Source organism: Paucisalibacillus globulus (assembly GCF_900184735.1).
GTDB classification, from domain to species: Bacteria; Bacillota; Bacilli; order Bacillales; family Amphibacillaceae; genus Ornithinibacillus; species Ornithinibacillus globulus_B.
On the sequence record NZ_LT855395.1, the window covers coordinates 337046 to 361755 of the forward strand.

General features: G+C 36.3%; 21 protein-coding genes. 8 read left to right on the forward strand and 13 right to left on the reverse strand.

Annotation, left to right across the window (positions count from 1 at the left end; all coding sequences use genetic code 11):
- Positions 1 to 11 precede the first annotated feature (11 nt).
- The 3 genes from BN999_RS15865 to BN999_RS15875 form a co-directional block, all read right to left on the reverse strand.
- On the reverse strand, positions 12 to 1958 hold the full coding sequence (locus tag BN999_RS15865; protein WP_096273210.1) for a TRAP transporter permease: 1947 nt from the start codon (positions 1956 to 1958) through the stop codon (positions 12 to 14).
- Positions 1959 to 2010: 52 nt separating this feature from the next.
- Positions 2011 to 2541 carry a DUF1850 domain-containing protein gene (locus BN999_RS15870; protein WP_096272945.1) on the reverse strand — a complete coding sequence of 177 codons (531 nt, stop codon included), beginning with the start codon at positions 2539 to 2541 and terminating at the stop codon, positions 2011 to 2013.
- A 91-nt stretch (positions 2542 to 2632) separates the two neighbouring features.
- Positions 2633 to 3577: a TAXI family TRAP transporter solute-binding subunit gene (locus BN999_RS15875; RefSeq protein WP_096272947.1), complete on the reverse strand. Its 945-nt coding sequence runs from the start codon at positions 3575 to 3577 to the stop codon at positions 2633 to 2635.
- A gap of 301 nt (positions 3578 to 3878) precedes the next feature.
- On the opposite strand from BN999_RS15875, the gene BN999_RS15880 reads away from it, so the two are divergent.
- Together BN999_RS15880 and BN999_RS15885 are read left to right on the forward strand one after the other, a co-directional pair.
- Positions 3879 to 5498, forward strand: a complete 1620-nt coding sequence (locus BN999_RS15880; RefSeq protein ID WP_096272948.1) for a long-chain fatty acid--CoA ligase — start codon at positions 3879 to 3881, stop codon at positions 5496 to 5498.
- A 269-nt stretch (positions 5499 to 5767) separates the two neighbouring features.
- The gene (locus BN999_RS15885; protein WP_096272950.1) at positions 5768 to 7060 is read left to right on the forward strand and encodes a hypothetical protein; all 1293 of its coding nucleotides are present in this window, start codon (positions 5768 to 5770) and stop codon (positions 7058 to 7060) included.
- Positions 7061 to 7681: 621 nt separating this feature from the next.
- Here BN999_RS15885 and BN999_RS15890 read toward each other — a convergent pair.
- From BN999_RS15890 to BN999_RS15910, 5 genes are all read right to left on the reverse strand, one after another.
- Positions 7682 to 10852 (reverse strand): DEAD/DEAH box helicase, encoded by a 3171-nt coding sequence (locus tag BN999_RS15890; RefSeq protein ID WP_096272952.1) that lies wholly within the window; start codon positions 10850 to 10852, stop codon positions 7682 to 7684.
- 360 nt (positions 10853 to 11212) lie between these two features.
- Positions 11213 to 12409, reverse strand: coding sequence for an MFS transporter (locus BN999_RS15895; protein ID WP_096272954.1), 1197 nt, complete (start codon positions 12407 to 12409; stop codon positions 11213 to 11215).
- A gap of 685 nt (positions 12410 to 13094) precedes the next feature.
- Positions 13095 to 13364: a hypothetical protein gene (locus BN999_RS15900; RefSeq protein WP_217988491.1), complete on the reverse strand. Its 270-nt coding sequence runs from the start codon at positions 13362 to 13364 to the stop codon at positions 13095 to 13097.
- Between the two features lie 530 nt (positions 13365 to 13894).
- A complete protein-coding gene (locus BN999_RS15905; RefSeq protein WP_096272956.1) occupies positions 13895 to 14422 on the reverse strand; it encodes a hypothetical protein in 528 nt (175 codons plus the stop codon).
- A 202-nt stretch (positions 14423 to 14624) separates the two neighbouring features.
- Positions 14625 to 15170: a hypothetical protein gene (locus BN999_RS15910; protein ID WP_096272957.1), complete on the reverse strand. Its 546-nt coding sequence runs from the start codon at positions 15168 to 15170 to the stop codon at positions 14625 to 14627.
- A 326-nt stretch (positions 15171 to 15496) separates the two neighbouring features.
- Here BN999_RS15910 and BN999_RS15915 point away from each other — a divergent pair, with 326 nt between their 5' ends.
- Positions 15497 to 16003 (forward strand): YcxB family protein, encoded by a 507-nt coding sequence (locus tag BN999_RS15915; RefSeq protein ID WP_096272959.1) that lies wholly within the window; start codon positions 15497 to 15499, stop codon positions 16001 to 16003.
- A gap of 28 nt (positions 16004 to 16031) precedes the next feature.
- On the opposite strand, the gene BN999_RS15920 is transcribed toward BN999_RS15915, so the two are convergent.
- The 3 genes from BN999_RS15920 to BN999_RS15930 all read right to left on the reverse strand — a co-directional run bounded on the left by BN999_RS15920 (position 16032) and on the right by BN999_RS15930 (position 19993).
- On the reverse strand, positions 16032 to 18221 hold the full coding sequence (locus BN999_RS15920; RefSeq protein ID WP_096272961.1) for a glycoside hydrolase domain-containing protein: 2190 nt from the start codon (positions 18219 to 18221) through the stop codon (positions 16032 to 16034).
- Between the two features lie 393 nt (positions 18222 to 18614).
- Complete coding sequence (locus BN999_RS15925; protein ID WP_096272963.1) at positions 18615 to 19088, reverse strand: hypothetical protein; 474 nt, start codon at positions 19086 to 19088, stop codon at positions 18615 to 18617.
- Between the two features lie 305 nt (positions 19089 to 19393).
- On the reverse strand, positions 19394 to 19993 hold the full coding sequence (locus BN999_RS15930; RefSeq protein WP_096272965.1) for a superoxide dismutase family protein: 600 nt from the start codon (positions 19991 to 19993) through the stop codon (positions 19394 to 19396).
- 106 nt (positions 19994 to 20099) lie between these two features.
- Between BN999_RS15930 and BN999_RS15935 the strand changes: the two genes are divergently transcribed.
- Positions 20100 to 20477, forward strand: coding sequence for a PH domain-containing protein (locus BN999_RS15935; RefSeq protein WP_096272967.1), 378 nt, complete (start codon positions 20100 to 20102; stop codon positions 20475 to 20477).
- A 49-nt stretch (positions 20478 to 20526) separates the two neighbouring features.
- Here BN999_RS15935 and BN999_RS15940 read toward each other — a convergent pair whose 3' ends face one another.
- Positions 20527 to 21033 (reverse strand): DoxX family protein, encoded by a 507-nt coding sequence (locus BN999_RS15940; RefSeq protein ID WP_096272969.1) that lies wholly within the window; start codon positions 21031 to 21033, stop codon positions 20527 to 20529.
- A 62-nt stretch (positions 21034 to 21095) separates the two neighbouring features.
- Positions 21096 to 21602 carry a DoxX family protein gene (locus BN999_RS15945; RefSeq protein ID WP_096272971.1) on the reverse strand — a complete coding sequence of 169 codons (507 nt, stop codon included), beginning with the start codon at positions 21600 to 21602 and terminating at the stop codon, positions 21096 to 21098.
- A gap of 343 nt (positions 21603 to 21945) precedes the next feature.
- On the opposite strand from BN999_RS15945, the gene BN999_RS15950 reads away from it, so the two are divergent.
- The 4 genes from BN999_RS15950 to BN999_RS15965 are packed head-to-tail and all read left to right on the forward strand — an operon-like array spanning position 21946 to position 24698.
- The gene (locus BN999_RS15950) at positions 21946 to 22674 is read left to right on the forward strand and encodes a hypothetical protein (RefSeq protein WP_096272973.1); all 729 of its coding nucleotides are present in this window, start codon (positions 21946 to 21948) and stop codon (positions 22672 to 22674) included.
- 13 nt (positions 22675 to 22687) lie between these two features.
- Positions 22688 to 23413, forward strand: coding sequence for a hypothetical protein (locus tag BN999_RS15955; RefSeq protein WP_096272975.1), 726 nt, complete (start codon positions 22688 to 22690; stop codon positions 23411 to 23413).
- 9 nt (positions 23414 to 23422) lie between these two features.
- Positions 23423 to 23833 carry a GntR family transcriptional regulator gene (locus BN999_RS15960; protein WP_306419015.1) on the forward strand — a complete coding sequence of 137 codons (411 nt, stop codon included), beginning with the start codon at positions 23423 to 23425 and terminating at the stop codon, positions 23831 to 23833.
- Between the two features lies 1 nt (position 23834).
- A complete protein-coding gene (locus BN999_RS15965; protein ID WP_096272979.1) occupies positions 23835 to 24698 on the forward strand; it encodes an ATP-binding cassette domain-containing protein in 864 nt (287 codons plus the stop codon).
- Positions 24699 to 24710: the final 12 nt, after the last annotated feature.

The window sequence follows — 24710 nt, forward strand, 5'->3', positions numbered from 1 at the left end:
ATATTCTATTATTATGCTTCCGCTTGTAATTGCTCACCTGAACCTCGATTACCTTTAAATAGGAATTGATAAGCTAGCATAAGAACAAATAATACTAAGCCAATAATATCACTATAGCCTTCTGGATACATGAGTAGTAATCCGGTAACAACGGAGATAACTCTTTCGATTCCGTTCAACTTCTTATACCAGAATCCTATCAAACCCGCCCCAATAGCAATCATCCCTGTTAGGGCAGTGATTAAAATCCACACTACCCCTCCGATAGTTGTATCAATCATAAGCATTTCTGGATTTAACACAAACATATACGGAATGATAAAGGCTGCAATCGCAAGTTTTGAAGCATTAAATCCGGTACGTATTGGTTCTCCTCCAGATATCCCCGAAGCAGCAAATGCGGCTAGTGCTACCGGTGGTGTTATATCTGCAACAATTCCAAAATAAAACACAAACATATGTGCAGCAAGTACTGGGATTGCAACATCAAGCTGAGAGTTCAATGCTAAGATGGCCGGTAAAGCAATGGTAGATGTGATAATATAATTTGCCGTAGTTGGTGAACCCATTCCTAGAATAATAGATGCAATCATCGTAAATGCTAGAGTTAATAATAACTGAACATTGATGTTGGATGTAAGTGCACCCGCAATATCAACAATTCCATTTCCAAGCTTTAATCCTAAACCTGTTTTTGTAACTACCCCAACAATCATACCCGCACTTGCTGTCGCAGCAGCAACACCTAATGCAGTACGAGCACCTGAAGTAAGTGCATCTACGAATTTCCTCGGAGTAATACGGGTTTCTTTCATAAACAAGCTGACAATAATCGCTGAAAGAATACCTAATAGTGCTGTTCTTTCAATACTATAACCCATAAATAATAGAACGATAATAACAAAGATTGGAATTAATAGATGGATCTTCTTAAGAACCTCTTTCTTCGGAGGTATTTCACTTTCTGGTAAACCTGTTAATCCAGTCTTTTTCGCTTCCAAATGTGTCATAATCCATATCCCTGCAAAATAAAGGATAGCAGGGATTAGTGCAGCTTTTGCAATTTCCCAATATGGAACGCCTGCAAATTCAATCATTAGGAACGCAGCAGCACCCATAATCGGAGGCATTATTTGACCACCTGTTGAAGCGGCAGCCTCTACAGCTCCAGCGAATTCCTTTCGATAACCTAGACGTTTCATTAATGGAATAGTGTAGGCACCAGTCGTTACGGTATTGGCAACCGAACTCCCTGAAATAGTCCCGTTCAAAGCACTTGAGAAAATAGCAACTTTTGCTGGACCTCCAGTTCTTCTTCCAGCTAGAGAAATCGCTAAATCATTAAAATATGTTCCAACACCTGTCTTCACTAGAAACGCACCAAATAATAGGAATAAGAAGATAAATGTGGATGATACCTTTAATGGGGTACCAAGAATACCTTCCGTAGTGAAGAACATGGTATTAATTAACTGATTTAAACTTAAACCTCTGTGCGCAAGCATCCCTGGCATAAACTGCCCAAATAGTGCATATAGCAGCGCTAAACCTGCAATGATGGTAATTGGAAGGCCCACAGCACGTCTGGTAGCTTCCAATGTTAGCAGTATGGCAATACCACCTATAATCATTTGTACTGTATCAATGGAACCAATTTGTTGTACAAGTTCTTCATAAAATACTGGCCAGTATAAACACACGACGATAGATAATCCCGCAAGTATATAATCAAACCATGGAACCTTCCGTTTATTTCCACCCTTTTTAGCAGGAAAAAGAAGAAAAATCAGTACCAATGCAAATCCTAAGTGAATGGTACGTTGAATATAAGCAGTATATGCCCCAAAGTATCCCGTCATGAGTTGGAAGACCGAGAATGCAAGTAACAGTACAAAAACAATGATAGCGGCGGTGCCTGTCAAGTTACGTGTATTGGATTCTTGATCGTATTTCTGCATTAGGGCTTCTTGTTCATCTGGTGTTAGTTCTACGTTTGGTTGTTTATTTTTATCAGTCACGTATTTTCACTCCTTTCAGTAATTGCCATAAGGATAAATTATCAATTTTAATGGTAAAACGGGCACCAGGTTCAAAGTAATCTTTAAACCATACCATATGTTGGTTTTGGTCTCCCCAAACCAGGCGATGCCTTGGAACTGTTTTTCCATTTCGCAAATTAATAAAAGGAAAAACTCTATTCATATCTTTTATATGAATTTTTCCATCTTCATATTCTAAAGTTCCCTCTTCGGCAGCATTAGAGGGCATACCAATACCATAATGCTCGTAAATCATACCATTTTGTCTAATCGAATGATCTGGTAAGACTTCATAGATTTCGACCACATCTGTCAGATGGATAGAGTGCGTAAATATAATTTGAAATGAGTCCCCTTCTTCAATTGGAAGGAACGCCTCGATATTGTTTGTATTTTCTTTGTAAAATACTAGGGCAGTTCGGAAGGGAACAAAAAGTATCAATGATAGGGCTAACAGTAGGAGAAAGATAATAATAAATCGTTTTTGTACTAGTTTTTGCATGCTGACACAACCCAAAAAATGGACAGACCGGCTATCTGATTCTATATCAGGCAATAAGCCGGCCATTCCATCATACTATATTTTTTTAAAATTAATCTAATAATCCTGCTTCTTTGAAGTATTTTTCCGCTCCTGGGTGAAGGTCGATTCCAATACCATCAAGCGCAGATTCTTTCGTAATTAATTTACCTTTTGCATGTGTAATCTTATCTACATTATCATAGATTGCTTTTGTCATTTCATACACTTCATCTTCAGATAAACTATCTGTTACAGCAAGCATTGCAAGAACTGCCACTGTTGTAACATCACTTTCTAGACCATACGTACCTGCAGGAATTGTATCTGCAGCATAGTAAGGGAATTCTGCTACTAACGCATCGATTTTATCTTGTGCAATTGGAACAATAGTTATCTCATTAGTAGCTGCTAAACCTTCCACACTACCAGTTGGAGTACCTGCAGTAATAAAGGCTGCATCAATGTTCCCATCCTGAATTCCACCAGTTGACTCATCAAAGTCAAGGTCTTGTGCATTAATATCGTTATCAATGTCTAGTCCATGTGCTGCTAAGATTTGCTCCGCATTTACGCGTGTACCTGAACCAGGTGCACCAACAGAAACCTTTTTACCAGCTAGGTCTTCAACTGATGTAATTCCAGAATCCGCAGAAGTTACAATTTGGATAGTTTCTGGATATAGAGAACCTAATGCTAGTACATTACTTACAGCTTTTCCTTCAAATGAGTTCGTTCCATCAACTGCATTTGCCATTACATCTGTTTGGGTAAAGGCAATGTCTGCTTCTTCATCTGCAAGAGCTTGAATGTTATCTGCAGAAGCATTAGAAGATGATGGTGTTACTTTCATGTCAGTTTCCTCTGTAATTATCCCAGCAATTTCCCCACCTAATGGGTAATAAGTACCACCAGTACCACCTGTTAACATCGTTAATTGTTTACTTCCACCACATGCAGCTAGTGCTAATGAAAGAACTAGTAGCACGGCAAAAGTAATCATATACTTCTTTTTCATATGAAAGACTCCCCCTTTAATAAATTCCTAACTAGTATTCTACTTAAAAATGCCTATCATTGTCAAACTATTGTTAAAACTGAAAGCGTTATTTCATGAAGAATTCCTTTTAAATTGGGATTTCTAGATAAATATTAATTTTATTACAAATTATCTAAATAATGTGATATTATATAATCAAGCATCTATTCTTATGGTTCTTTATACTTAGATCATTGACATAGGAGTCCTTTGTTCTTTTGGCACTTGTCAATAAATCTAGTAGAAGTATTCAAATTTATTAAAGGAGATGATGATAAATATGATGCAGGTTCCGTTATCGGTTGGATCATTGATGGAGCACGCGGAGAGTTTTTTCCCTAAGAAAGAAGTTATTTCTCAGACACATGATAAGCTTCACCGGTTAAATTACGGGGAAATAGGCCAGAGAACTAGGCGGCTAATGAGTATTTTGAATGAACTTGGTATCCAAAAGGGAGATCGAGTAGGAACACTCGCCTGGAATCACCATCGACATTTGGAAATTTATTTTGCAGCACCAGGTATGGGTTCTGTCTTACATACTATCAATATACGTCTTTCCCCAGAAGACATTATTTACATCATTAATCATGCCGAAGATAAAATTCTATTTATTGACGAAGATATTTTGCCTCTCATTGAACACATTCACACACATTTAACTACTGTAGAAGCTTTTGTAGTCATGACAGATAAAGCTGAACTTCCAGATTCTACTATTCAACCACTCTACTCTTATGAAGAACTGCTTTCAACTGGTGATCCATCCTATGAATTTGCACAAGATATCGATGAAAATCAGCCTGCTGGTATGTGCTACACATCTGCGACCACAGGGAAACCAAAAGGTGTCGTGTACACCCATAGAGCAATTGTACTGCATAGCTTTGCATTAGGTCTTGCTGACACAGCGGCTATTTCGGAATCTGATGTATCTATGCCAGTTGTACCACAGTTCCATGTTAATGCTTGGGGTACGCCTTTCGCTTGTACATGGTTCGGTTCTACACAAGTAATGCCTGGTCCTCGTTTCACACCTAAACGACTGGCAGAGTTTATTGACCGATTCAAGGTAACTATTACAGCAGGTGTACCAACTATTTGGTTAGGTTTATTACGAGAGTTAGAGCAAGGTGACTATGATACTTCTAGTTTACGAGCTGTTTTATGTGGAGGGTCTGCAGCACCACTCGGACTAATTAAGGCCTTTGAAGAAAAACATAACATACCATTCTATCACGCATATGGTGCAACAGAAACGACACCACTTGCAACGATATCTCGCTTAAAGAGTTATCAACAGGATATATCAGAGGAGGAAAAGTTCCAAGAACGTGCCCGTCAAGGAATCCTTGTCCCTGGCCTACAAATGAAGGTTGTTACCGATAAAGGTGAAGTAGAGTGGAATGGTAAAGATATGGGTGAGTTATTATTAAAAGGCCCGTGGATTGCAAGCGAGTATTATCAGGACTCCCGAAGCGAAGATGCCTTTAAAGATGGCTGGTTCCATACCGGTGATGTTGTAACTGTTGATGAAGAAGGAACGATTAAAATTGTCGACCGTACAAAAGATTTAATTAAAAGTGGTGGAGAATGGATTTCTTCGGTCGAAATTGAAAACGCTATCATGGCTTACGATCCTGTTTTTGAAGCAAGTGTTGTTGCGATACCAGATGAAAAATGGCAAGAACGACCAGTTGCATGTGTCGTATTACATGAAGGTTATGAGGAAAAAACAACAAAAGAAGATATACTAGAGTTCTTAACACCACAATTTCCGAAATGGTGGCTACCAGATGATGTGCTATTCTTTGATGAAATACCTAAATCGTCTGTTGGTAAATTCTTAAAAAGAGAGCTTCGAGAACAGGTGAAATCCAGGTACAGCCCACAAGAATAAGAAAGATTTACAGAGGAGTCTCTTTAGATTCCTCTGTAAGATCAGTAATAATAGAGAGTTATTTTATCAACTTGACAATATTATGAAAATTCATTAGACTGAGATAAATTGACAAATCTGTCGCTTATTAGTTCGCTTAATAGGCGTTATTCTTTTACAAATAATTGACTGAATTTTCATTATTATATAATGATATGACCCTTTCTATAGGTAGTATCATCATATAACAGTTGATATTGCCTCAATCTTACATTTGGGAGGGATAATTGGTGAAAATAAAGGTTGCTTTATTCGGAAGAAGTGAATTAGTTGACCGCTTTCAAGAATATGTTAAGAACCATAATGAAATAGAAGCAATTCCTTTTATATATAGCAAAGCAAGTGAAGCTAGAGAACTAGTTGAAAAGGCCTTTATGTGTGATGTTTATTTATTTTTAGAATGCCTTCCATATCTACACGCACAAGATAAAATTAAAAAGAAACGATTACCAACTATTCAAGTGGCCTTTGATGAATACATGATTCTAACATCGTTCTACCATGTTAAAAACAAATACCAACAACAATTAAGCCGTTTATCCATTGATGTCCAAGATGAGATTCACGTATCCGAGGTATTGAGTGAATTAAATATAACTGATGATGACATTTATACATATAGTTATAAGCAGGATGATAAAGTCGATATTAAAAATATCGTAAATTATCATAAACAGCTCTTTGAAGAAGGAAAAATAGATTATGTTCTTACCTCATTACATGAGATAGAAAAGCAACTTAACGAGCATGGTGTTCCGACCTATCAAATGGTGATTCCAAAACGCAATATGGATCGTGCTATTCAGGAATGTAAAACTATTGCAACGTTAAATATGAGTAAGAGCGCTCAGATTGTTGCTGGCTATATCCGAATAAAGGAAATGGAAAAGATTGTTGAGGAAAAAGGAGAATCACATTTAAAAGAACTTCAGTTTAAGCTATACCAAATTCTTCTCAAATTTGGTCATAAAACATATGCTTCCGTACTTACCAATAACGAGAATCAATATGTTATCTTTGGTACTCGAGGCGTTTTAGATCATATTACGAACCATTATCGGGATTTCCCATTAATCAAAGAAATCGAAAATGCGTTAGATACAACGATTGAGATTGGTTTCGGTCTTGGGTTAACTGCTAAACAAGCCGAGGATCATGCAAGACTTGCACTCGATGCTTGTACCCATAATAGTAATAGTAGCTGTTATATTATTAATGACCGCGGGGAAACAATTGGTCCACTCGGTGTGAAAAAGCATTTTGACACATCTAGGCTGTATCAGGCACTTATACATAAAGCAAAGTTAAATAATGAGCTCTCTTATAACTTTATTGATTTTGTACAACTACGAAATAATGAGCCATTCTCATCCAATGACATTGCCAACTACTACCGCGTTACCAAGCGTAGTGCTGAACGAACTGTTAATAAGCTATTAACGGGGAATGTTATTAAAGTTGTTGGGGAAGAGAAACCTTATGTAAAAGGAAGACCTAGGAAGTTATTTCAGATTAATATGTAACTACTAATCGTGGAATGAGTATTAAGGGACAGGCCCCTAACATTTGCTGTTACAGGGCTGTCCCTTTCATGTTATTATTCTATCGCGCATGTATTAGTTATCTAAAGATAATTAAAGTGGATAGCGGGACGATACCGCTCCGGCAGAATACTTCGCTTTCCACGGGCACGGCCTCAGCCTCCTCGAGGAAAAACCGCCTCTGCGGGGTCTTCGGACACGTGCTATTCCCGTAGGAGTCTCCGTATTCTGCCTGCGCTGGTTTAAGCTTTCTAATTGAAGGAAGCAAATGATTTTTGTGTTGGTTTTTATTGCATTTAATTTAACTCAACACTAGCGAAGGAAATACACGGAGACTCCTGCGGGAGGATAGGCATCGGTGAGACCCCGCAAGAGCTTTAGCTCTGAGGAGGCTCACCAGCCGCCCGCGGAAAGCGGAGTGTATTTCCGTAGCGGGTATGAAGCGCTATACAAAATACTTATTCACCTCACAGTTTCCATCATAGAAACAATCTGTACGAAGTAAGCCTTTTAATACAAAAAACACCCCAAAAGTTAAGCTTTCCTATTACTTTTGGGGGTTCTTTCATTTAAACTTTACAGACACTGTTATACAAAGCGCTTTTAAATACTCAATAATTCCCTCACATCATCCTCACTTAACGAAGATAACATCTTCTCTCCCGGTTGGATGACTTTATCAATTAGCTCTCGTTTCTTTTGTTGTAATTCATATATTTTCTCTTCAATGGTGCCTTCTGTAATGAGACGGATTACTTGAACAACGTTCTTTTGTCCAAAACGGTGGGCTCGGCCTGTTGCTTGGTCTTCCACTGCTGGATTCCACCATAAGTCATATAGAATGACCGTATCTGCACCGGTTAGGTTTAATCCTGTTCCACCGGCTTTTAAGGAGATTAGAAAGACACTATTCTCTCCCTGATTAAAACGGTCACTCATCTCTACTCGTTCATGAGAAGGGGTTTGACCACTTAGATAGAAATAACCAATACCCGCTTCCTTTAACTTCTCTATAATGATCTCATGCATGCTGGTAAATTGAGAGAAGATTAGCATACGCTTTCCGTTAGCAATAGCTGTTTCGACCGTTTCCATTAATAAATCTAGCTTTCCAGACTTACCTTCATAATTCTCGATAAACAGTGATGGGTGACAACAAATTTGTCGTAGACGTGTTAACCCTGCTAATATCTTCATTCGATTTTGTTGGAAGCCGCTTTCCTGGATAGATTGTGCCGCTTCTTGTTGGACCTGCCTTAAATAACCAACATATAACTCTTTTTGTTCATTTGTAAGTTCGGATACACTTACAGATTCAATCTTATCAGGTAATTCTTTTAGTACGTCCTTTTTCAAACGACGTAAAATGAATGGACCTGAAATTGATGCAATTTTTTCATGGGACAATTGCTTGAACGCTTTTTGATTGGGCATGAGTCCTGGTAGCACGACTTGGAATATGGCCCATAATTCATCTATGGAGTTTTCAATTGGTGTACCACTTAAAGCGAATCGTCGTCCCGCCTTTATTTCACGGATAGCTTTTGACGTTTTCGTTGCATAGTTTTTAATGAATTGTGCTTCATCCAAGATTAAGGTTTGAAACGTTAGTTCACGGTATTGTTCGATATCTTGTCTTAAGGTTGCATAGGATGTAATCCACACGTTAGCATTTTTAAATAGGTTTATTTTCTCTTGACGCTCTTGTGGTGTTCCGGTCATAACCGCTACTTTTAGTGTAGGAGTGAATTTCTCAAATTCATTTTTCCAGTTATAAACAACGGATGAAGGAACGACAATTAAATGCGGATGTTCTCCAAGCTCTGATGCTAAATATGCAATACTTTGTAAGGTTTTCCCAAGTCCCATATCATCTGCTAAGATTCCTCCGAGATGATAATGACTTAAGGATTTGAACCATTGGTATCCCGTCATTTGATAGGACCTCAACGAAGCATTCAGTATGCTTGGCAGCTCAAAATGCTGTTCTTCAGGCTCCTTTAAGTGATGCAGTAATTGTCTAAACGCCGGATCATAGTTTTTCTTGGTATCGATTAACTCGTCAATCTGTGTTCCACGAAAAACCGGCATTTGAATTTTTCCGTCTTGGACATCACTTTTATGAATATCCATGTCTCTAAAGAAGTTATGGATGGAAGTAAACTCCTCCCCTTCTAAAGATAGCATTTCACCACTTTGCAGGCGGTAGTACCGTTTTTTCTCAATAACAGCATCTAGGATTTTATTAATTTCTGAATCATCCATCCCATCCATATCAAAACCAATTTCTAGTAAATTACTAGAGGTTTCCATTCTCACACTGGTTCTTGGTATTGGTTCATTCTCGATGATAAACCCACGAACTTCCGATGTTAAGAACAGTTCTACATACTCATCCATTACTGGTAAGACCTTGTATAGGAAATCATACAATTCTTCTTCATCCGCATCGATAAATAATTCACGACCATTATAATGGAAGTTAGCATATTCAATTAACTGCATGATTTGTTTTTCTTTGTCTACATCTCGAATGATGATGACGTCATGATCCTCACGACTTCCGAATGGATCAATAATATGATTACCATAATGGTATTCCAGCTTACCGGTTATCCACTCTTCCTTCGCCTCTAAATACAGCTTCGCTCGTAAGGGAACTTGAATGATTTCAGATGAAACTTTTTCGGAAATCTCCACCTCTCCAACTTTCTTTAGAGACGGGAGTACTTCTGATAAAAACGCATCCGCTTGTTTTTTAGAGATTGGAAGCTGTTGATCGATTTTCCCGAACTGGCTAACAAGCTCTAAAATCGGTATTTGTTCTTTTAATGGGAAATAGAACAATCCATTATAGAAAAGCATTTCATAGTTGCTGAAATACACACTGTCTTCTACTTCATGCATCGTTAAAAGCAAATCATCCCGTTCATTTTTGTTTAATGCAAAGTGGAAAGGAAGCTTCCCTTTTTCAATAGAAACATTTGAATACGACTTGGAGTTTGCCTCCACCACTAAATCACGTTGAATTAACTTCTCCAGTAGTTGCTCTGCAATTAATGGAGGAACGACAATCGACCGTTTATCACTTACATTGCCACGATAATGATAGACATGATAACCATCATATATTTTTTCATTCTTTTGGATAGAGCCTAGAAGTTCAAATATTTCTCGGTCTTCTGGCAGTAAGAAGTGCTGACTGGGTGCATAAGCAAACAATTTGGTAAAGAAATGCTCGTTACCATTTAATACATCCCGCAAAAACTCATGAACATCTTTCACTACATAATCACGGTTTACTCCTGCTTTCAATTCAATTAATAGATTTCTGTCATAGGACCACTTCACAATATATTCCACATGAAGAGGTGCTTTTTCCGGCAAAATATCTGACATCTCTGCCGGCTGCCCAACATTACTAAGTGCTCGGATAAATCGATTGGTCATTTCATAATCATAATTGGAGTAAGACAATTCCTGTGGCGTTTCTTTATTGGCAATGCCAATTAACGTAGCAGCAATATGTTTACATGACCCGTAAGAATCAAAAGCTGGGCAGTCACAATATGTATCAACCGAACCTTTTTCATAGTCCTTCATATTGATCTCAACAAAGTAATCCTCTGATCCTTGTACCGTTGCCGTCCAAACATTGTAGTTGATGTCATAGGATAAATCAGTTACAAGACCTTTATTATAATATTCTAATCCACGCTTATAGATTAATGATGGGAATAGCCTTTGGATATCAATCTCACTTAGTTTTTTCAAAATCTATTAACCTGCCTTTTACGAACACAATTATATACTTATTGTATAAGAGATTTGGATAAATTTAAATTGATTCGTTTCTATTCTTATAGGATAGGAAAAGCAAAGATAGAATATACCTTTTTGATAAGAAAAACTCGGCATCACCTCGTACTGTTCCGAAGCAACTACTTATATTGCAATGTGATTTGTTTCTCCCCCGAGTCTACTCCATGCAGCTTTGCGAGGAGATTTACTTCCTCGAATATGCTAAAGTACGACGAGCACATCCTGTGTTAGTTTTTTCTTATGCCGCGGGAAAGATTGTTATACTTTCCTGTCTGCGAAAAAAAACGAAGCAACCACTTAAATTGCTTCGTTTTAATGACTAGCTTCCAGTTTTCTCGCTCTCATTACTAGAAAAATATAGACCAGCATAGATATGAGTATGGAGAAAGCTCCTGTTGCATAAATCGTACTGTAATTAAATAGAAAAGCAATTTGACCAAATATGATCGCGCCCAACCCAATTCCAAGATCAAAGAAGGAAAAGAAGGTAGCATTAGCCATCCCCTTACGATTGCCAGCCGCTTTCTCCACTGCCCATGCTTGTAAGGCTGGTTGAACAGTTCCAAATCCAAATCCATATAATCCTGCCGCAACTAGTAAAATAAACGTAGTTGGTAACCATGCTAATAGAATCATAGCAATAAGAATCATAATGGTTCCTGGTAAGAATACATACAGATGCCCTTTTTTATCATAAATTTTACCTGCAAAGGTTCGAGAGATTAATAGTAAAGCTGCATATACAAGAAAGTATGCTTCAATGCCAGCAACATTTCGTTCTATGGCATGTAAAGGCAAAAATGTTGCAATTCCTCCAAATGTAAACGTGATAAATAAAACTAGAATAGAAGGTTGTATTGCCGTCTTCTCAAAGATATCAAATCTTGGTGTAGCAGCTTTTTCTGGTATCTCTTCAACTTTTTTGTAACGAACTTTGGCCGAAAGAAGGAAAGCTACTAAACCAAAGGCTGCACAAATTAAAAATAAAGACATAAAGGATATTTTCCCTACCAATGCAAGGCCAAGTCCTGGTCCAAAGGCAAGTGCGATATTCCCGGATAGTCCGAAGTAACCAAATCCTTCACCACGTCGGCTAGTGGGAATAATATCCGTTGCGATCGTACCCGTTGCCGTTGTTGATAAGCCCCAGCCCACACCTTGCAGAACTCTCACGATTAACAGAATAGCTATACTACCTATAAATGCAAAGGAACCAACCGAAACAACAAAAATAGCTAAACCAGTCATGTACACAAATTGGCGTCCTTTAGATTCTAATGCATGCCCCGCATATGGTCGTAATACAAGCGCTGAAAAAGTGAAAATCCCAACAATAACACCAATTAACTGATCACTACCACCTAATTCTTTCACGAATAAAGGTAAGGTTGGTAAGGTCATTTGAAATCCAAAAAAGATAAAAAAATTAGCCAGACATATTAAAATAAAGTCCCGCGTCCATATTTTTTCTTTTATTACTTCTTGTTGTGCTTCAGCATGTGCCCCCATAGTTATCTCCCTTCTTTCGATACTCGAAACATATTATACAGGAGTCTTATTGGAAATGGAATGGTAGACGAGTAATAATTTTATTGACCAAGTTCTACGTTGTAACCTCTCCTTAATAAACTTGGAAAAATGCCATTTAGTAGCATCTCTCAAAACCTCTTCAGTGTCTACCTTCAATTGGAGAGGAGTGGTACAATATGTTTTATAAATGAAAAAGAGTCCAGCTGCAACTGGACTCTTGACAAGTGGTTCCTTTAGGGTTCTGCGATTAAGGGTAAAATAGGTTCTCCAATTGAGTGGAGCTATTTATTAATTTTTATTTATCATGGTTAATACCAAGGCAATAAGAGTAAGTAACAAAGTACCAAAGTTTCCTAGTACTATCATGACTTCATACATCCTCAGTGGCATCACCTCCAATGAAAGCTTTGCTAACCCCTAAACTGAACATTATCTTGTTCCCAATCATAGCATAGCTTTGCCAGGAATACGAACATATATTCCTATTTTGATTTATTTCTTGTTACCCTATTAATTCATTGATTCCTTGTTAGATGGTTTCCATAATCATTTTCATTATTGCTAATTAAGAAAGAACTTTTCTCAATTGCGAAGATCATTAATCCTGAAAGTACTTTCAATTGGATACTAGTTATATTAGGTTACCGATGGATTCTCTTCAAAATTAATCTACCTTATCCTGATTGATTTGCTTTATTGTCTCATGAACACTTCTTGTACCACTATATAATCCACTTGCGGATAATCCTAACATTATTCCCATTATAATTCCTCTTTTTAAATCAGTAGGTCCTGCATAAATCATTCCAAGTAAAACTCCAAAAATTATAGACAAGATGGAACTATATTTTTTTGGAATCCCTACTTGTTTAATTACTTCTACAAGACCAGAAATAAGAGGCACTAAAGTGATTTCATAAATCGAAATTTCCATTTTCTCTTCCCCTTTGAATATTTGGTTTAGGAATATTATATTAGGCATTAAAATTGCAAAAGTATTGAAATAGTAATGTGAAAATAGTGTATTTGATAAAAAAAGACCCTTAGATGGAACTAAATTCATCCATAAGAGGGCCTTTTCAATCAAAACTTATAATTAATTCATTTATGTTCATTAGACCAATCATATATTTGGAGCAGAAAACAATGTTACCTGGGTCTATTCATACATATTAATCGTTGAATATCCACACTAACCTGACGAGCGATAATATTCACTAACTTTTCGCTTGATGTTTTTCCATTCGTATTACCACTTTACATATTGCGATTAGATATATAACTAAAATTCATTTCAATATGGCTTATCATAACCATTGAAGTTAGAAAAGAAGTTGTAAGTACCTTCAACAATGTTTTAATTGATCGAAGCTTAATCCTATTTTGCTTTAAATCAAAGTAAAAAGGACAATCTTATAGATGATCCAAATCTTCATAACGAAATCCCTAAACAAAAATAAATTACTAATTACTTAAATAAGTTCTTAGTTCCTCATAGGTCCTCTCGAGTGTTGCTTCATCTAACTTATTAGCTTTCATTTTTTCATATACTACTTTAACTATTTCTTGGATACCTTCTAGTTTTTCTTTAGCAACAGTATCATCTTTCAATTCTAAAAAATGTGTAGCATATTCATTGGCTGCTGTAACGATATGATGCTCATAAGTGTATTTATCCGTAGCTTCAACTAATTCTTGGTTCTCACGATTCAGCAACTTAATAAAATCTGAAATAAAATCTTCTGCTTTAGCATACTCAGGGGCTACCAAAATGTTTGGATTGTTCTTTGCCAATTCATCTATTTCTGCTTGTCTGTTAACACCATCAGTTTTTCCATTAGAAACTGGAGTTTCTTTCTCAGCTTTTTGTTGTTGAGAGATATCGTGATTGGCTGCATATGCTTGTTTATCACTATAATGACTTTCATTCAAGAGGAATATAATAATTACACCTAGAACAACTACTCCAATAATCCCGTTGATTTTTTTCATAATTTGCTCCTTTTCCTTTTCTTCTCACTTAATCATAGCAATTTAATTAAATTTGTACAACAATTAAATCGGACATTTCTGAATTGTTATTTAATTTTTCGTCAGTTAAATTTAGCGATGGCTACCACTAAATTGCATTATTTTGGAATAGTCATCTTGAAATTTAAAAAGGACACCTATTAAGGTATCCTTCTTAAGTAACTTATGGCATTTTGGATGAATAAATAGTAGGTCTTGTTGGATATCCGAATAGAACATCAGTGTCACACCACAAATCGGATTGTTCATTCCAAATACCGTTCTTGTAATAACCTTCAATGTGTAGTCTGTCTGGGTATGTGTAACCTGCATTAGAAGCGCCACTTGTTGCAATTAGTCCTCCTGAACTTCCATAAGTAGCGTCAAATGAAGTTGCACTAGCCCCTTTATAAATCCTTGCTCTCATACCGCTACGAACCTGAAAAACATATTGAGTATTTCCGTTTTTCCCAATTCGCTTATAATATGCATGGTAAGGCGAATAAGCATCAGCACATTGGCCATGATCGTCATAAGAAATTTGTCCGCTTCGGTATTGTCTCCAATCTGCATTATAATACCAAATGTCATAAGTGAAATTCCCATCAATATCACCACGACTCACAAATACTTCGTCAGGTACGATAATGCCAGCTTCTCTATTTCCGTTATAATCTGCCACATAAATTGTTCTTCCTGTTCTGTTAACTTTAAAAACTGGTTGAGCCATATTTACACCCCCCTTTCTTAATTTTGAAAGTATTGTACCCACTATGGATATTCATAATAGGTTTAATTAAATGGTAACTGATAGTGTTGTGTTTTTTGTTACCCAAAAGGTATTAAAAAGCTGTACATAACTATCCCCTCCTGAAACTTATTAATTTAGTCTATAAATTTCTGTTGACTAGTTGTAGGTTTATATTAAACTAGAACTAGTTCTGAAAAGTTCAAAAAAAATTTAAAGAAACTACTATATAGCTACAAAAATGCAACAAAATACTCGCATTACTCGATATTTAGGTCAAGTTTTTTTATTAAATAAGGAGTGTTTATATGGTTGTAGAATTTGAAGTTAATTTAGAAGATCTTAAGGCTTTACAAAGGATTTCATTAAGAACAACTAATTTTCATAAAAGGAATAGAATATTGAACGGATTTTTCGGTGCAATATTAGCATTTATTCTTTCGTTTTCTTTTGGATTTGGTACTATTGTTTCCCTCTTAGCTTCCATTCTCTATTTTATTTTTGGAAGCATTTTATATAATGTGGGATTAATATACCAAACAGAAAGGCTAGCTAGAAAGAACGATTCGCTTACAGTAGGAGATTGTAAATTATATATTTCAGAAGAAGGTTTCAGGGCAGAGTTTAAAAGAACAACACAACATTCTACTTGGTCAGAAGTTAAAAAAGTATATGAGGATGAAAAGAGATACTTTATATATTTATCTGATTTACAAGCAGTGATAATTAAGAAAGAGTCAAAAAACACATCTAAAGATGAATTAATTAATTTCAATAAGTTAATTTCTGGATACATAAAAGAGAAAGAGGTGTAGAAAGTAACTTCCTACACCTCTTTCTCTTTTATGTTGCCGGTTCATCTACCCCTACCATTAATAGTAGTACTAAAGCTGTTACTGTACCTAGTCCCATTATTACTGGTGCAGTTAGGGCCAAAAGTGCCAATAGTGCTAGTGCCGCAATTGAGTAGAACGCAACTTCCAATACTGGTTCTAAATCTGGTGAAGATGGAGGAATCCTAAATGTAAAGGTTACTGTAACACTTAAATGAACTTCATTTCCACCTTCAACTGGGATGTTTTGCTTATGAGCCGTCACGTCTATTTTTACTTCATTTGGATTTGAGGTATTAACGTTCATGCTAATAAATCCATTGCCTATAGATAATGAAAAATTGTTAACTATTTCTTCTATATCTGAAAGTTTGTCTGAACTTATTCTTTCGAACATTTCTCCAAGCATTTCTGTCAGACTTGCCGAAACTTTACCATCTTGGACAGTAAAGGCGACTCCATCCACTTCTCCTGTATTACTATACTCAGTGGACGTAGTAACGTCAACATCAACATAGTAACCCCTTAGTAATGCGTAGGGTTGGTTAAAAACAAAACTAGTTGTAAATAGGTTTGGTTTATCCTTTAAAAATGGAATTTGTTGTCCGATTTCTACCCATTTATCGAATAGGGCATAATATTCAGGTAATTTTCTACTCGGCGGAGAAAGATATAAAGATCCTGAATCTCTTCCAGAGTAATCATTTTTGTCAATTCTTAGTGAAACAAATTCATTATTCACAACAGATTCAATATCAGTTTCAAAAAACTGCCCAAATGACCAGTTATAAGGCATAGGAAACCCTAAATTTCCACTAAACCCTGTAGACATATTGGCAACAAAACTATAATCTGTTCTAACTTTAGAATCCTGCAAACATTTTAAACAGGTATTCCGAGCTCCATAAACACCTAATTTATATTCAGGTAAGGGTATTTCTTTTCCAAGTTTATCAAACACTTCTCTTATTTCCCACATGTAAGGAATAATAAGGCCGTCTACTTGATAATCATACGCATCAAAGTCAACAGCAAAATAAATAGTTGTTCCTTCTTGAAATCCTAGTTCATATGCAGCATTTATAGCCTTATAAGCATCTATTGTTCCACGACCTGGCATAAAGTATTCCGCGTACCATCCTCCATCTTGATAAATTGGGAATACTCGTATGCCATTCTCGGTAAGAATGGACAACTCCCTACGAGTCATTGCTTTGGATCTTATTCCACCAACAGTACCTGTTAAGTAGCGTCCAATTATTCCGTAACCATTGGCTTTTAATACTTTAACAGTATCTTCGTCAATAATGGTTGATGCATCACATGCCATTGCAGTTCGTCCAGTATATCCATTACTAGTTAATAGCTGCTTTATAGTTGGCATGTCAGCTATGCCGGTTTCGGGTAATGTCATAAAACCTTGAAAATTGCGTACAGCTCCCTCTACCTCGGGTGTATAATATCCCCCAAATTCATCATAGAGACTTGTATCATATTCTGGACCATTACAAACCAGTGCATATTGTAAAACTTTTATAAATGCTCGAGGTGCATAGTCCGGACTTAAAGTAGGGCAATTAGCAATAGTTGAAGGACCAAAGTTTCCATTTGCAATGTGACCTATGCCCTCCTCATGTTGTAATGCATATATTAAAGCTGTATTTGTTTTTCGTTCATAGATCCCGTTAGTTGGAATGTAATCAAAGTAATTACTGTATTCTCGATTCAAAATTTGTTGTACTTTACGAATTGCTGGTCTTCCATAAGGAGAGCTTAATCGAAAGCCATCGGTATTAAGAATAACTTTCATTAATTTTCCATCTACTATTCCATCGGGATTTGTAAATCCTACATCCCCCTGAAACTCCATTACTGCTCTTTCTGTACCTTCATAGAAATTTCCTGTAAAGCTTCCGGGGCTATAGCCTTTACACCAAAAAGCACCTTGTAGAATATAGTTTAAATTCGTTGGTTGCGATCCTTCTTCTTGTTTTCTTAAGTTAGGGAACCTTCGCATAGTTTCTGGGCCAAAATTATCGAATGTTGGAAAGATTCCCAACTCAATTTGGACAGCTCTAATTAAAGCATGAACAGTTTGAAACCCTGTTTTACCATTTTCCTCTACAATGTTATATCCTGGATTGCCGCTATATGTTTCGTTTAACCATCGTTGTGTTTGAAGCACTCTTATATCTGCCATTGCTTACTTCCTTTCTCCTTGAAATTTGATTCTCAATGAATTGTGTAATACCTCTTAGAGGAAATATTTTATCGACATGTTATAAGCCTCCTTTATTCGCTTTCATTTATAATGCTAAAATAAACTTGACTTATAAAAATGTCTAAAAGGTAATCAAAATATGTATAGAAATTGATAAAAACTATTGTTACATTGTCCATTAATGTGGTGGAAGGAAATATTAGTTGGGTTAGCTAGCACACTAATTGGGATTTTTCCCTAATTTCATCTGCATTGGATTAGGGAGGCTTTTAATAACATTAGTGAGCTTATATATTCAAATAAGATACACCTATACCAAAAATAAAAAGTGCACAGAAATGAAAATTTCATTATCTGTGCAAATGACCAAGATTAATATTCACTTATTAGTAAGCTTTTTAAAGAAATTCGTAATTTATTTAATGTTTTCTTCCTTAAATTAAAAATGTATTTTTCACTATATCCTAAATCGAAAGAGGTCTGTACTATTGACTTTCGTTTAATATAACGAGAATCTATAAACTTTATTTCAATATCGTCTAGTTCACCTAATGCTTCACCAATAGCATTAATAATCAGTTTATAACTTTCCATGTCCTCATATAACATAAATGATTTCTTACTAATATTTCGATTGATGATATATGTTCCATTATCTAATTGGAGATAATACTTTCCATCTAAGTTTTCACTCACATGTAATTTGTCAATGCCGGGGATGAGATACTCTAGTTGTTTTTCTAAGTTTTTTATACCAGCTTTATAGTTATTATAATTTTTTAGGTATTTTTCTATAACTTTTAAATCGTTTGATTCATTTACAGTACTAATACTAGATTTACCCATAATTGCCCCTCCTGAAATAATTGTGACTTCAGCTTATGAATTTTCATGAATAGATGTGCAATAATGTCAGTATATAACCACAGTGCATCACATCCAATTAAAAGCTAAGATCCAAACGGAATATTATCTTATTTTCAATAATAACATACTTTGAACAAAATGCGAACATATATTCCCATTTTGTTGACATAATTTTCAATAAGGGTTGTGTAAGGCTATATTATTTCATATAAACTACAGTAATAATTAAATAACCAAAATAAAAAAAGGCTCTGAGAATATAACTCAGAACCCGTTACTTCGCATTATTCTGCAATCACACCACAAGCAATACGTTCACCTGCGTCACCAGCGGGCTGTGATTTATAATCATCTGCTTTCGAATGAATTACTAATGCCGTGCCACCTTCTTTTAATAAGGAATTTTTCTTCCCTTTTTCCAATGTCACCATATTCGCTAGAACAGTCGTGGAAACAAATCCATAATTTGTTGCGTTTATATTAGGTAAATCACCAGCATGTGGACCTTGTGGATGATCGAAGCCGTGCTTGGCATTGGTTGGGTTAAAGTGTGCACCCGCCGACTCGAAGGATGGTGCCTCACAGGAGCCATTTTCGTGAATATGGAATCCATGGGTTCCTTGTGGTAGCTTTGATGCATCTAGGCTAATACTGACACCGTCCGGCTTTTGTTCAAGCCTCGCTTCACCGATTGTTTCCCCATTTGTATTCACCATGGTAACCAATACTGATTTCCCAGATTCCTTTAGCATACTAGTTGTTTCGATACTTGGGTTCTCTTCTTCATTGCTTGTTGCATCATTATCTGCGCTCGTGGCCCCGTATGCTATAAGGTATATCACGAGAAAAGAAGCTACAATTACGAACCAATGTATTTTTTTCATGTTAATCCCTCCAGATGTGTATGGTAATCGTTTACATTATTTACATGAATAGGTATCATTAAACATACAATAGAGACTAATTTTCTGAATCATGGAGGTGATTATTATGGGTTTATTTGATGGTATGATGGGTAATGCCTCAGAGATTAAGAGCACGGATGCTGAAAAGGAGCTGAAGGAATTACTCTCGGAGTCAGAGCGTGTAGAGCATGCATACAAATTAATCCGAGATCTGATTGTCTTTACGGACAGAAGATTAATTTTGGTGGACAAGCAAGGTGTTACAGGGAAAAAGATGGAGTACCATTCGATTCCTTATAAGAGTATTACTCATTTTTCAGTTGAAACTGCAGGAACATTCGACTTAGAAGCTGAGCTGAAAATATGGTTGTCGGGAAGTGGTACACCGATCCAAAAGAACTTCAATAAACAGCTAAATATCTATAAGGTACAGAGTGTATTAGCTGAATATGTTTGTAAATAAACCAAAAAGCGGACCTTCATATTGAAGATCCGCTTTTACTCTTGTTCGGTTAAGCAACTGCCACTTTTTTATTTTGTTTATGGTTTGGTGTGTGGTCTTTTAAGAATGGGATAACCCATCTGTCTAGACCGTAGCGGCCTGCGTTGAAGCCTGCAACTACTAGGAATACTGTTAATAATACCATTTGAGCGTTTGTGCTTACTGTACCACTGAATAGGAATGCGAAGTTCATGGTCATACCCATTAATGCTGCGAAGTTAGTAAAGATTCCAAGGATGAGTGCTGCACCAACTAGGATTTCTCCCCACATTACCATGAAGCTGAACAGTTCTGCATTTGGAAGGGCTACTGCTTCTAAGAATGTTGCCCACCAGCCTTGTACCGCTGGATGTTCTCCACCTGCATTTGCTATCGCACCTTGGATGAATCCACTTGCATCAAATCCACCACCTGTTAATTTACCAATTCCTGCTGTGATCCACGCATAACCAATATAGATACGAATGAATGTTAGGATACCTGCGACTACTTTATTTTCACGAATGAAGTTTAACATATAGATACAACTCCTTTTGATTGTTTATTTTTTAGTCTTTCGTATGAAGTCTGTTGAACAACTTACGCCATAGCTACTTTTTTAGTTTGTTTTCTGTTTAGAGTATGGTCTTTTAGGAATGGGATAACCCATCTGTCTAGACCATATCGCCCTGCGTTAAAGCCTGCTACTACTAGGAATACGGTTAGTAGAACCATTTGAGCATTTGTGCTTACTGTGCCACTGAATAGGAATGCGAAGTTCATGGTCATACCCATTAAGGCTGCAAAGTTAGTAAAGATACCAAGAATTAAAGCTGCACCAACAAGGATTTCTCCCCACATTACCATGAAACTGAACAGTTCTGCATTTGGAAGTGCTACTGTTTCTAAGAATGTTGCCCACCAGCCTTGTACAGCTGGATGATCTCCTCCTGCACTTGCAATGGCACCTTGGATAAATCCACTAGCATCAAATCCACCACCTGTTAATTTACCAATACCTGCTGTAATCCAAGCATAACCAATATAGATACGAATGATTGCTAGAACACCTGCGACTACTTTATTTTCACGAATGAAGTTTAACATAATAGATACAACTCCTTTAGATTGTTTATTTTAAATGCTCATTGTTTCACATAGATTTTTAAATGTTCACCATTTCACAATATATTGTAAGTGTGTTTCCTTATTACACTTTGATAATAGCATGGATTATTTTATGTGTAAATATGTTTTTGCTCATTATTTCACAATATCTGTTACGAATTTGTGAACTGCCTACTAGAAGCCCATTCTATCTAGTATCTAGCGTTTTTTCCATGCTTGTTCGATTCATTCACACCTAAAAGTATTGACATCCTTTTCCCGTGTAGTTATACTGTGTATATAGACATACACACTATAACACTTGGTTAGGAGGAGTACTCTATTGAATAATTGGCGATATGCGTTTGAAATTACAAAATTAGAGTTACAAAAATCCATTTATAATATTCTACTTGCTTATCTGGTAACAGGGCTATTTATGGCTGTATTTATTACCCAATTGCCTTCTTACTTAGAAGAAGGAACAGCTTTCATTGACTTTTTATTTCTAACGGTATTTGGCTTATCTCCACTGATACCGAAGCCCAAAAGCTTTGAAACTCAACATATTAATTACCGGTTTATCGCTTCCCCTATGGTTGTCATGCAGCAACACTTAGCCCTAAATCATGATACCATTATTAAAAGCAGGTTGATTATACATAGTATCTATACTTTCCCTGTTCAACTGATAGGGCTTATTGCCATCTACTTTGCAACACCACTTTTTAGCATATTATCAGTGGGATCCTTTATCTCCTTTGTTGCTATGTGGTTATCCCTTTCCTTCTTAAGTGGATATCTAGTTCCTAGGCTGAGTTTAGGTGTACGAGGATTTTGGGTATCTAATTCTGGTTTAAGTATTATTTTAATCATACTGTGTGTTTTATTATTCTTCTTCATCATCATGGTTCATTCATTATCTGGTCATGGGATCGTATATTGGTCCATTATGATTGCAAAAGAGTTGCCAATATTAGTAACAGGAGTATCTATTATTCTTATCATGATTAGTTATATTCTATGGAATTCTAAAATGAAGAAAGTACTTAACACGATAAGCTATAGTTAGTGAGGTGTTTTTCTTGCGTAATCATTTGTTTCTTGCTTTACATTTATCGAAACCGGAGTTAAAGGTATCTTGGATTAATTATATCGGACAGTATCTGTTCTATTCTCTTTTTACTTTTCTCTTTATCCAAGGTTTCCAAGCCCAGGAATCAAGATTTGTTGGATTGGATTTGTTTCTCTTGATGCTTTTTGTATTTGGACCTGTTTGGTTCCGGGTAAAAGGTTTACAGTTACAACAAGTAAGTGGGAATACTTGGGTATCCCCAGCCACCATTATGGGGCTACATTTACCAGTTGCAAATAGGGTAATTATTTTAAAATCAATTATTATTTATCTAATTAGTTCCCTACCATTCCAGTTATATATGTTAATCATGTTATATCTATTTAGTCCGGAAATAAGAGACTCTATGAGCTTAGATGCTTATATATCGTTTGTTATCATCTGGTTATCTTTTGGTATATATGCGGGGCTTAGTGTACTTACTGCGGATGTTGGGACCAATATGAACAACAAGAAATCAACCTATATTTTAAGTATTCTATTGATTGCTTCCATCATCGGTTTCATTTTCTTTATGCCCTATTTATTTACTTATGGAATAGTGGAATGGTCCATTATCTTCGCTAAGAAGTGGAGTTTGGCATCAGCAATCCTATCCATTATGTTTGCAGTAATTGGTCTTCATTATTGGAAAACGAAAATGCTAAAACAAATGAAAAAGACGGACTATCTCTAATGGAAAGGAGTGTATGCATTGGAGCTTCCAATCAAGATATCTAAAGATTCACGAGAGCCAATTTATCATCAGATTGTTAATCAGTTCAAAGCGCTGATAGCTGGTGGACATCTCACAACGGGAACACCACTCCCTTCTATCCGAGCATTATCCAAGGATCTTGAAATAAGTATTATCACAACTCGTCGGGCATATCAGGATTTGGAAGTACAAGGCTTTATCCAAACACTTCAAGGCAAGGGGACGTTTGTTGCTGAATTAGCAGATGATCTTAAACAAGAAGTCAAAGTATCCTCTGTTCACAAGATAATGGAAAATGCGATAGAAACAGCACTTAACTATGATTATACTCTCGAACAAGTGAAAGATATTTTTCTTGAAATACTTCATACATATCCAAAGGGGAAGGGAGATCACTAATATGGAGCCACTATTGTATATAGCGGATTTAGAGAAACAAGTTATGGATGATTTTCATCTTGGACCAATTAACTTAAAACTAGAGCCCGGAACCATTACTGCCTTAATAGGAAATAACGGTTCCGGGAAAAGCACCCTACTAAAAACCATTATGAATCTTGTAAAACCAGATCACGGAAACATTAAGATTGATAACATGTTTGTCCACGGAGAAAATGAAAACTGGAAACGATTAGTCGCCTATCAACCACAAACCATTATCGGATGGGATGCATTTACAGGTGAGATGCTCAAGAAGTTGATTGCTCCACTTTACCCGGACTGGGATGAGGCGCTTTTTCAAAAAATGGTTGAACTATTTGAAGTTCCACTTGGCAAGAAATTCGCCAAGTTGTCTCAAGGTGTTCAACAAAAATTAAATCTTGCTCTTACCATTCCAAGAAATGCACCATTACTGATTTTAGATGAACCAACATCCTTTATGGATATCCCTTCTAAGAAATTATTAATTGATTTACTTGTTGAATGGATGGAATCTGGTAATCGATCTATTTTAATTGCCAGTCATCAAATTGACGATATTAAGAAACTTTCCGATTACTTATTCGTATTACATAACGGGAAAATGTTAGGTCACTTTGAAAAAGAGGAACTTACTTCTACCTATGCCCGTTATTGGCTACGTGATTCACTTTCAGACACAAGGATTCCGGGTGAAGTAACCCGTGAAGATAGGATGATTATATCTGATAATCCAATGGAAACAGAAGCTTACCTTGAAGCGAAAGGGATCCAATGGAGTAATCGTAGTTCTTTAGAGTTAGATGACATTATTACCATCTTGCTAAATAATAAAAAAATGTAGGAGGAATACAAC